Annotated in this window: 1 protein-coding gene; it reads left to right on the plus strand. The window is 38.0% G+C overall.

Features of this window, described 5'->3' with window-relative positions:
• The first annotated feature begins 586 nt into the window (after window positions 1-586).
• A complete protein-coding gene (locus C8C83_RS03305; protein ID WP_132011659.1) occupies window positions 587-12,952 on the plus strand; it encodes a gliding motility-associated C-terminal domain-containing protein in 12,366 nt (4,121 codons plus the stop codon).
• The last annotated feature ends 10 nt before the right edge of the window (window positions 12,953-12,962 follow it).

The raw sequence follows: 12,962 nt of genomic DNA on the forward strand, positions 1-12,962 counted from the left end.
TGTAAAAGATTTTTTACAGGTGTTTTTCTTTTATACGCTTTTAGTTCATTCTTATTTGCTTGTGGATATGTATACAAAAATCTGAACATTTTTATAACAAGTGCTTTTAATTTCGAATTGAAAAACCAACTTTATGATGTGTACGAATAGAGAATTACTTCCTCATAATTAAACTAAAATTCAATATAAGTTGAGAAAATTAAAGTCATAAAATCTTTAAAAGAATTATTAAAACAATGTTGCAAGTTATAATTTGCAACCATTTCTTTCTTACAATTTAAAAGGTCAGTTCTTTTTTTTTCTAATTTTAAAATTCCCTTAAGCAAATAATCACAATCTTTTCAAGTGTTTACTGAATAAATTCTATTTATCGGTTAGCATTAGCATTCATCGCGTAGTTATAGCTGATTTAAAATCATAATTTTTTTTGATATAAAAGATATTGCAAAATTTCATATATAACACAGAGATATTTAAACATTTAATCTTGTAAAAATTCTATTGTTTATCTCTACTTATAAATGACTTACCAATTAAAGCACACATAATTAAATTGTTAGAACTCACAAAGCAATCCTGTAAGCCTATGGAACGATCTATACAAATTAAGAATTATTTTAAAAAAATATTTTATTCCCTATTTATAATATCTTTTTATTCTATAAATACGTTTGGACAAAATTGTTCTGTAAATGCCGGTATTCTAAATGTCACTATCTGTGAAACGGATGCTTTAGTTCTAACAGGAAATAATCCATCTCCAATTATTGGAAATGTTTTATGGACTCAGATATCAGGACCAACAGTAGTAATCAATTCTCCTAATAACCCTACAACCACAATTTCCGGTTATTCAGGAGGAAACACTTATATTTTTAGATATAGTGCAACTTGTGGAGACGGTGTTTTTACCTATCAGGATAAAGTGGTAAACGTACAGCCTATTACAATTGCGAATGCTGGAAGTAATATTGCAAGTTGCCCAAATAGTTCAGGGACTTTAACAATTATGGCAAATACGCCACAAAATACCGGAGAAACGGCTTATTGGGAAATAGTGGGTGCTAATAATGCCGGAGTTGTAATTAATTTTCCAAATTTGCCTACTTCAACTATAACTTTACCACAGACAAGTTGTGGTACAACTACACTACAATGGGTTATAGAAGGTCCTGAATATTCAGCAGGACAGAGATGCAGAACTACATCGCAGATTACTGTAACCAATTATGGAGGAGTCAAACCGGTTTCGGCAGGACCTGACCAAACCTTAAGCAATTGTTATACTACTACTCAAACCACAAATCTTACAGGAACTTATGGTGGTTGTGGTCTTAACGGACAAAATGGTCAATGGACATTTGTTAGTGGTCCAAATACGCCAACTATTGGCAGTCCAAATTCAAACGACACACAAATTTCTAATCTTGTTCAAGGTACTTATACTTTTAGATGGACTGTTACGGGACCTTGTGCCTCAGGTAATGATCTTGTAACCATTGTAGTTCCTGCAGCAACACAAGATGTTACTACGCTACCGGGCGGCGACGAAAATCTTTTCTTTTGCGATAGCAGCATCACTCAGGTAACACTTGTTGCTCAAACGCCATTATACGCAGGAGAAACAGTTCAATGGACGCAGATAACAGGAGATCCTGGAGCAATAATTGTTTCACCAACAAATCCTACTACATTAATTACTAATATATCAGATTCAGGAGATCCGTATAAGTTTAGATATACGTTAACAAACAGTAATACTGGCTGTGTTTTTACTAAAGATTATAACATTCAATACAATAGTGCAACCAGAACAATAACTGCTAATAATGGAGATGATTTAGTAGGAAGCTGTAATGCAACCGTATTTACAATTCCGCTTACGGTAACAGGAACTGGTTACAATCAATATAGTATTGTGGCTGGTCCGAGTGCTTCTCCGTTAGGTCCTTTTCCTACTCCATTAAAAGACATTGGAAATTCTTTGACATTAACACTTACAGCTCCTGGCGATTATATTGTTGAATTTATAAGAAAACAGGACGGATCGCTTCCTATTGGTTGTGATTATGGCTTTGACTCTCTGAATATTCTGGTCTCGGGTGAACCAACTCCTTCAAATGCGGGTTCAGATGTAAGTTTGCCTTGCGGAGACACAAGTACACTTTTGTCCGGAGTTATGACTGATGTAGGTTTACACTTTTGGAGTCAGCTAAGCGGACCTAACGAAGCTGTTATTGCAGATACTTTTGCCGTTGACACACAAGTAACAGGATTAATACCGGGAACTTATGTTTTTGAATATATTACGAAAGGCGGTGGTGCGAAATGTGGATTTTCTGTATCTACAGTTACTATTTACGTATCTGCAAGTACTTTAGGAGTTACTGATGCCGGACCAAATCAGATTGTTTGTACAAACGCACAAGTTACTCTCGCGGCGACACCTCCTCTAACTGGTGAAATTGGTGAATGGAGTCAAACCTCCGGTCCTAATACTCTAATTTTTTCGAATCTCAATGACCCAAACGCGACAGTTACTGGTTTTGCCACTAATTCTTCTTCGTATCAGTTACAATGGACGATTTCCTACCTTCATCCGGGTCCGTCCTGTAGTGCCTCTATTTCTGATACTGTAACCATTTTAACAAATAATAGTAATGCTGCTTCAACCTCTGATGCGGGTCCGGATGCTTGTTATCCTTCCGGGACAAGTTCTTTCAACTTAAGCGGAAATACGCCGGGCATTTTTGAAACTGGTATTTGGTCAGTTACTCCTGCAACAGGCGTTATTATTGCCGATATAAACGATCCCAATACATTAGTTAATGTTCCGTCAAATGGCACTTATACTTTTACATGGGCTATTGAAACAGCAACGAGACTATGTGACCCAAATAAGAATTCTGTCAAGGTTACTATTGCTAATACTCCTCCAACAGCAAATGCAGGACCTGATCAGGAACTATGCGGTAATGTCATAACTATGGCAGCAACAGCAAGCAGTGGCGGAATTGGTACCTGGACAAGAATTTCAGGAGTTGGTGGCTACACAATAAGTGACGAACATAATCCTAATGCGGTTTTTACATTTGCTTACAGCGGATATTATATTTTTAGATGGACAATAGATGCCGAAGTCTGCGGTACTGCTTTTGATGACATTAATTTAACTATTGGAATTCCGCCAGTTATTGCAAATGCAGGACCGGATCAAAATATTTGTAATAGTACCAGTGTTACAATGGCAGGAAGTACATATGACAGTTTTTTTGAAAGTGGTCAATGGTCTGTTTTAACCGGAGCACCAAATCAGCCTAATATTGTGAATCCATCCAGTCCAAATACAGTAATCAATGGACTTGTGGCGGGTACATATACTTTTAGATGGACAATTAGTGCAAAAAGTGTCTTTTTGTGTCAGGGAACTCAGGATGATATGGTGGTAGTAGTTACGCCTTCTGCAAATGCCGGAAGCGATCAGTCTTATTGTGATGTAAGTAGTATTCAGCTCGTGGGAAATGCAAATTCTAAAGGAACGTGGACGCTGACCAGCACGTCAGGAAATGTAAATGATGTTTTTATTACACAATCTCCACCCGACAATTATATTGCAAATGCAACCGTTGTTCCGGGAAATACTTATGTTTTTACCTACACAACCAATACTGTGACAAATCCTGATGGAAGCATTTGTACAGGATCATCAGATTCTGTAAATATTGATGTTTTCAGCGGTGCCAGTATTGATCCGAATGCAGGGGCTGATCAAATTTTATGTATTTCTGATGTTGGAGGAACTGCTACCTTAACAGGAAATGTTCCGCCACCAGATGTTTCCGTTGCAGAATGGCGTTTTGTCGATCAGCCGCCGGGAAGTGTTGCTGTAATTACGACACCTACTGCCCCATTAACCACAGTTACAGGCTTAACCGTACCGGGACTTTATATTCTGGAATGGGTATTTGAAAGTACCGCCTGCAGATCCTTATCAGACATTGTAAGAATTGAAATGAATGCGGCTCCAAGTACTGCAAATGCAGGTCCGGATGATACTGTGGCGTGTCAGACAACATATAAAACTGACGCTGTTCCGCCTGCAGTAGGTATTGGAACATGGTCTTTTGCCAGTCCGGGAGATGATCCATCAGGAGGCGCTGTTGTTATTAATAATCCTAACAGTCCTGTAACTACTTTATCGAATATTACAACTTTAGGAACTTATCGATTAACATGGACAGTAACAAACGGTCCATTTACCAATCCATCTTTATGTCAGCCTTCTTCAGATACTGTTGAGATAACGTTTAATGACACTCCACCATCCATTGCAAATGCAGGACCAGATCAGGAATTATGTGATGTAGATACTGCTACGATGGCTGCTACGACCGTAACTTCCGGTATAGGAACCTGGACTAAGGTTTCTGGACCACCTGCCAATATTGCTTCTCCAAATAGTGAAAATTCTTTAATGTTAGGTTTAATTCCGGGAACTTATGAGTTTCTATGGACTGTTACCACATTAAATCTAAACGGATGTATTTCGGAAGATTCTGTTATAGTCACCATTTATGACTTACCATCAACTGCAAATGCTGGACAAGATCAAATTATTCCACAGTTTTCACCTGTAAATATGAATGCAGTCACTCCAACTGTGGGAACAGGAGAATGGACTCAGGTTTCGGGACCAAGTATCGTAGGATTTGCTGACGAAACATTGCCTGGAACAGCAGTTACAGGTACTATTGCAGGAACTTATGTTCTGCGATGGACCGTAAGCAATGGAAATTGTGCTGTTTCTTCAGATACTGTAACTCTAACTATATTATCTGTAGCTGATCTTGAATTGACTAAATCTATTTCTCCTATGACAGGAAGTGCGGGTGATACCGTAACTTTTAGCATTCAGGTTTTTAATAATAACTCTCTTGGCGGAACCGTAGATGCAACTGGCGTAGCAGTCAGAGATTATATTCCGTCCGGATACACTATACTTCCCGGATCAGCAAATTTTTCCGGACAATACAATATTGGTGATAATACCATGTCGTGGTACAATTTAACGATTCCTAATGGAAACAGAATTACCTTAACTTTTAAAGCCGTAATTCTGCCAACCGGCTCGTATCAAAATGTGGCCGAAGTCATTGCATCCGATCAATTTGATCCTGATAGTACTCCAAATAATAATATCTTATCAGAAGACGATCAGGACGATGCCGATTTTATATTGGATGTTGCCGATTTATCCCTTCAAAAAACCGTTTCACCATCAACTGTAAGCATCAACGATAATGTTATATTTACGATTAGAGCAACGAACAGCGGACCAAATAATGCTTCGGGAATTACCGTTTCTGATCATCTGCCGCCGGGATACACTTATGTAAGCGATAATGGAGCTGGTAAATATAACAATGCAACAGGTATTTGGACTGTTGGTAACTTAAACAACGGAAACTCTCTTTCGCTACAGATTACAGCAAAAGTTAATGTCGCTACAGCTGCCAATTATATAAATACTGCCGAAATACAAACGGCGCATCAAGTAGATCCAGACAGTACTCCGGGCAATGGTCTTCCGGAAGATGATATGGCTAGTGCCAATGTTACCCTAAAATTAGCCGATTTAGAACTCACCAAATCTGTTACTCCAACTTCTGCCGCATCAGGACAACAAGTTAATTTTACCATTAATGTAATAAACAAAGGACCTGGAAATGCCACCGGAGTGGATGTGCAAGATGTTATTCCCGTTGGTTATACTTTAATTCCGGGATCAGTATCAAATGGAGGTTCGTATGAAATAGCCAGCGCAACACTTTCATGGAATGATTTATACTTTCCAACCAATTCAAATACAAATTTAACCTTTAGCGCATTTGTAAATCCTTTAGGAAGTTATGTAAATGTTGCTCAGATTACAGCAAGTGATTTAAAGGATCCTGATAGTGCACCTAATAATAATGTACCAACAGAAGATGATCAGGATACTGCCGAAATTACATTTATCGGGCCATCTGCTGATTTGTCTTTGGTTAAAAATGTAGTTGCAGGAAATACAAGTCCGGTCGTAGGAAGCCAGGTTTCTTTTGAACTTGTAATTACTAATGACGGGCCAAATAACGCTAATGGAGTTCAGGTAACGGATTTACTTCCATCTGGTTTTGAATTCATTAACTACAGTTCATCAGCAGGAATTTATAATGATATTACAGGTTTATGGAATGTAGGTACGGTTGATAAAGGAGTTTCTGAATCTCTTATTATTGATGCAAAAGTACTTCCAACAGGTATTTACAAAAATGTTGCACAAGTAACCGCAAGTAATCTTCCTGATCCGGATTCAACACCAAATAACGACGATGGAGATCAAAGCGAAGATGATGAAGACAATGCTGTTATTACACCAATTCAGCCTTCTGCAGATTTATCTTTAACTAAATCAGTAAATAATCCAACACCTTTAGTGGGTTCACAAGTTACTTTTGAAGTAATAGTTACCAATAATGGACCGCAGGATAATACCGGCGTACAAGTAACAGATTTATTACCTACCGGATATACTTATGATAGTTTTACGGTATCAACAGGAATATATAATCCATTGACAGGAGTTTGGACGGTAGGAAATTTAGTTAATGGGAAATTTGAAACACTGCAAATTACCGCAACTGTAAATGCCACAGGAGATTATCTGAATAAAGCCGAGGTGACAGCGAGCGATCTTCCTGATCCTGATTCGACTCCGAATAACGGAATCACTACAGAAGATGATTATGCCGAAGTTCTAACAGTTCCCGTGCCAATAGCATCTGATTTATCTATTACAAAAACAGTAAGCAATGCTACTCCGGTGGTAGGTACTCAGGTTACTTTTGCTATTATCGTAACCAATAGCGGACCACAGGACAATACAGGTGTTCAAATTACAGATTTACTTCCGTCAGGATATACCTATAATAGTTTTACAGTTTCAACCGGAGCTTATAATCCAATTAACGGAGTATGGACAGTAGGAAACTTAGTTAATGGGAAATTTGAAACACTGCAAATTACTGCAACTGTAAACGCTTCCGGCAATTATCTAAATAGTGCAGAAATTTCAGCAGCCAATGTTTTTGATCCCGATTCAACTCCAAATAACGCAAGCACAACAGAAGATGATTATGCAGAGGTTTCAACAGTTCCTATACCAAAATCATCAGATCTGTCCATAACAAAAACAGTAAATAACGCTACACCAATAGTTGGAACTCCCGTTACTTTTGCCGTTATAGTAACCAATAGTGGTCCACAAGACAATACAGGCGTTCAGGTTACTGATTTATTGCCATCCGGGTATACGCTTAACAGTTTCACTGTTTCAACCGGAGCTTACGATCCAATAACAGGAATCTGGATTGTTGGAAATTTAGTTAATGGAAAATTTGAAACACTACAAATTACTGCAACGATAAACGCTTCTGGTAACTATCTTAATACTGCAGAAATTACAGCGGCAACTGTTTTTGATCCGGACTCAACTCCAAATAACGGAAACACAACAGAAGACGATTACGCAGAAGTCTTAACTACTCCTATCCCAACTTCTGCTGATTTATCACTTACGAAAGTGGTTAATAATCTGACTCCGCTAGTAGGTTCACAAGTAACTTTCAGCTTGGAAGTTAGTAATGGCGGTCCTCAGGAAGCAAACGGTGTCACAGTCACTGATTTACTTCCTTCCGGATATAGCTACGTTTCATACAATACAACAGCAGGAAGTTATGATGCCTTTACAAGATTATGGAATGTTGGAATTCTACCAGCTTTTGCCTCTCATACTTTACAAATCACAGCTGTAGTAAATGCTGCAGGAGATTATGTAAATGCAGCCGAAATTACAGCAAGTAGTCAGCCAGATCCGGATTCTACCCCAAATAATGGAGATACGACCGAAGATGATTACGCCACTGCTACTACAACTCCGGTAAGTCAATCATCTGATTTATCATTAACCAAAACAGTAAACAATTCAACACCACTTGTAGGTTCGCAAGTTATTTTTGAAGTCGTGTTAACGAATAATGGACCTCAAAACAATACAGGAGTTCAGGTAAAAGATCTATTACCAAGCGGCTATAATTTTACTGGATTTACTATTTCTACCGGAACATATAATCCTGTAATAGGAATTTGGACTCTTGGAAACCTAGCTAACGGAGATTCTGAAACACTGCAAATTATTGCTACTGTAAATCCAACAGGAATTTACACTAATACCACCGAAGTTATCGCAAGTGATCTTCCTGATCCGGATTCTACTCCAAATAACGGAAGTACAACTGAAGACGATTATGCCGAAGCTTCAACAACTCCTATAGTAGCATCTGCAGATTTATCACTTACCAAAACAGTAAGCAACAGTAGTCCGTTAATTGGTTCTCAAGTCACTTTCAGTCTAGAAATAAATAACGCAGGTCCACAAGCAACAAGTGGTGTTACAGTGACCGATTTATTGCCAACTGGATATACTTATGTTTCATACAGCGCCACAAGCGGAACATATAATCCGGTAACAGGTCTTTGGAATGTTGGATTACTTTCTATCTCAGCTTCGCATACTTTACAAATAACAGCAATTGTCAATGCTACTGGAGATTATACTAATATAGCCGAAGTTACAGCAAGCGCACTTCCTGATCCGGATTCTACTCCAAATAATGCTGTTACTACAGAAGATGATTATGCAACAGCTACAATAACTCCGGTAAGTCAATCATCGGATTTATCATTAACTAAAACAGTAAATAATGCCACTCCATTAGTAGGTTCGCAAGTTACTTTTGAAATAGTTGTAACCAATAATGGACCGCAGAATAATACCGGAGTTCAGGTAACCGATTTACTTCCTGACGGATATACGTACAACAATTTTACTATTTCTACAGGAACTTACAATCCTGCAACAGGAATATGGAATGTTGGCAATTTAGTTAATGGAAAATCAGAAACACTGCAAATTATTGCAACTGTAAATACAACAGGAAATTATCTAAATATTGCTGAAATTACTGCCGCTGCTCTTCCTGATCCGGATTCTACGCCAAATAATGCTGTTACTACAGAAGACGATTACGCAACAGCCACGATTACGCCAACGAATCAGGCATCGGATTTATCATTGACTAAAACAGTAAATAATGCCACTCCATTAGTCGGTTCGCAAGTTACTTTTGAAGTTGTAGTAACCAACAACGGACCGCAGAATAATACCGGAGTACAAGTAACAGATTTGCTTCCTAACGGATATACTTATGACAATTTTACTATTTCTACGGGAACTTACAATCCTGCAACAGGAATATGGAACGTTGGTAATTTAATTAATGGAAAATCAGAAACACTGCAATTAATCGCAACTGTAAATGCAACGGGAGATTATTTGAATATTGCCGAGATCACTGCCGCTGCTCTTCCTGATCCGGATTCTACGCCAAATAATGCTGTTACTACAGAAGACGATTACGCAACAGCTACAATTACGCCAACGAATCAGGCATCGGATTTATCATTAACTAAAACTGTAAATAATGCCACTCCATTAGTAGGTTCACAAGTTACTTTTGAAGTAATAGTTACCAATAATGGACCTCAGAATAATACCGGAGTTCAGGTAACAGATTTACTTCCTAGCGGATATACGTACAACAATTTTACTATTTCTACGGGAACTTATGATTCGACTACAGGAATATGGAATGTTGGCAATTTAGTTAATGGAAAATCAGAAACACTGCAAATTATCGCAACTGTAAATGCAACAGGAAATTATTTGAATATTGCAGAGGTTACTGCCGCTGCTCTTCCTGATCCGGATTCTACGCCAAATAATGCTGTTACTACAGAAGATGATTATGCAACAGCCACGATTACACCAACGAATCAGGCATCGGATTTATCATTAACTAAAACCGTAAATAATGCAACTCCATTAGTAGGTTCGCAAGTTACTTTTGAAATAGTTGTAACCAATAATGGACCACAGAATAATACCGGAGTTCAGGTAACCGATTTACTTCCTAACGGATATACGTACAACAATTTTACTATTTCTACGGGAACTTACAATCCCATAACAGGAATTTGGAATATTGGTAATTTAGTTAATGGAAAATCAGAAACATTGCAAATTATCGCAACTGTAAATGCAACGGGAGATTATTTGAATATTGCCGAAGTTACTGCTGCTGCTCTTCCTGACCCGGATTCTACACCAAATAATGGCGCTGTAAATGAAGACGATTATGGTTCTGTAATTACAGTACCAATAAATCAGGTAGCAAATTTATCATTAACAAAAATGGTAAATAATCCAACGCCTCTGGTTGGTTCTTTAGTTACTTTTGAGATTGTTGCGACCAACAGCGGACCCCAAAATGCTACAGGTGTCGAAGTAACTGATTTATTACCTTCAGGATATACCTTTAATAATTTTACTGCAACTAAAGGAACATATCATACAACTACAGGAAAATGGAATATAGGTTCTCTGCTAAATGGCGATTCTCAAACGCTGCAACTAACCGCCACTGTTAATACAACAGGAAATTATCTGAATATTGCAGAGGTTACTGCCAGTAGTCTGCCGGATCCAAATTCAACTCCAAATAACGGAGTCCCTACAGAAGACGATTATGCTACAGCAACAGTTACACCAACTCAGCCCGTAGCCGACTTATCCCTTGCAAAAGCAGTAGTAGGCGGTAATTTAAGCCCAATATTTGGTGCAACGGTTACTTTTGAAATTACAGTTAAAAATAGCGGACCGCAAGCTGCTACCGGAGTGAGAGTTAAAGATGTACTACCTGATGGCTATGAATACGCTGTTTATAGTTCTACAACCGGACAATATTTCGGCTCAACCGGAATATGGGATGTAGGAACAATTGCAAATGGTGCTTCAGAATCTTTACTAATATCAGTAAAAGTCAATAACACTGGAAACTATCAAAATATAGCCGAAGTTTATGCTTCAAACGTATTTGATCCTGATAGTACTCCTAATAATAATGTCGATGGTGAAGATGACATATCTTCTGTAAGATTATCTCCCGTTCCTGCTGTTGCAGATCTTTCGATAGAGAAAACGGTAGTCAATAATAATTTAACTCCTGCCGTAGGATCGCAAATTACATTCTCCGTTACTGTGACCAATTCTGGACCTAGCACAGCAACAGGTGTAACCATTAGAGACATTCTGCCATCAGGATATGATTATATCTTTTTTAGTTCAACATCAGGAAGCTATGACAAAACAACAGGGTTATGGTCACCAGGAGTTATTTTAGCCGGTAATAGCCATACTCTATTAATAAATGCATTGGTAAAAAGCCCAACCGGAACTGCAAATGAATATCTCAATAGTGCCGAGGTTATAAATTCTAATCAATTTGATCCTGACAGCACACCTGGAAATGGCGTTACGACAGAAGATGATTATGATAGTATTTCTGTAACACCGGTAATTGTAATGGCTGATTTATCTATCAGTAAAACAGCCTTAAATGAAAGCGATTTTCATGATGTTGGCTCAACAGTTATTTTCACCGTTACCGTTACCAACGATGGTCCTGGCGATGCTAGTGGTGTGGTTGTTAAAGATTTACTTCCACCAGGATTTACCTATTTCACCAGTAGTCCTACAAGTGGTCTTTACAATTATGTTACAGGCGTCTGGAATGCAGGAATTGTTCCTAGCGGAACCAATCAGTCTTTAGATATCTATACGACAGTAAATCCACCAACTGGAGTTGCCGGTGAATATACTAATTCAACTGAGATTATCGCAAGTAATCTGCCTGATCCTGATTCAACTCCAAATAACGGAGTTACAACAGAAGACGATTACGACAGTTTACAAATTAAAGTGGCTGTTGCCGATTTAAGTTTAGACAAAACAGTCAGTAATAAAAATGCAAATGTAAACGAAGTCGTAACGTACACCATACAAATCAACAACGAAGGACCAAGTACAGCTACCGGTGTTGCTGTAGAAGACATGGTTCCTTTAGGGTATTATAACATCAATAATATTAACAATGGAGGTATATTCAGCAAAAACATTATTAAATGGGTTGATTTAACAGTTCCTATTGGCGGTATTACCTTAACATATCAAGCAACCGTTGCAAGTCCGCATGGGCTAGATAGTAACGATTATCTGAATATCGCTCAGGTAACAGCCAGCAATCAATTTGATCCGGACAGTAAACCAAATAATGATAATGGTGACCAAAGCGAAGACGATGAAGATTCTGAATTCGTAAATATACCTTCAACAGATATTGCTATAAATAAAGAAGTAGACAAAACCGATGTTCCTATGGGAAGTGAAGTAATTTTTACCGTCACCGTCGAAAACCTTGGAAACCTAACTGCCACAAATGTTGAGGTGCAGGATGTTCTTCCAAAAGGATATTCTTTAAACAGTTTCAACACATCATCAGGAGTTTACAACGGTACAACTGGCGTTTGGATAATACCTTCAGTAAATGCGGGAAGTTCTCAAACCTTAACTATTAATGCCAAAGTACAAGATTTTAATGATTATGTAAATACAGCCCATCTTGTCAAAATGGATCAAATTGACACCAATTCATCAAATAATCAGGATAGTGCAACCGTATCGCCAAACTGCTTGAAAATTTACAATGAATTTTCACCAAATGACGACGGACAAAATGAGACTTTCTATATAGATTGTATTACACAGTATCCAGATAATCAACTCCAAATATTCAATCGCTGGGGTAATTTGGTCTATTACAAAAAAGGATATGATAATACTTGGGACGGCAAAGCAGACGGATCTGCCAAAACACTTCCTGAAGGTACTTATTTCTACATTCTGGATCTCGGAAACGGGTCGGCTAAAAAATCCGGATGGCTTTATTTAAAATAAAATAGGATAA

It is taken from the genome of Flavobacterium sp. 90 (genome assembly GCF_004339525.1).
Taxonomy (GTDB): Bacteria; Bacteroidota; Bacteroidia; order Flavobacteriales; family Flavobacteriaceae; genus Flavobacterium.

What these genes read in the sequence shown, in the direction of transcription:
- C8C83_RS03305 (WP_132011659.1), top strand. Translation starts at nt 587, where the DNA reads ATGGAACGATCTATACAAATTAAGAATTATTTTAAAAAAATATTTTAT.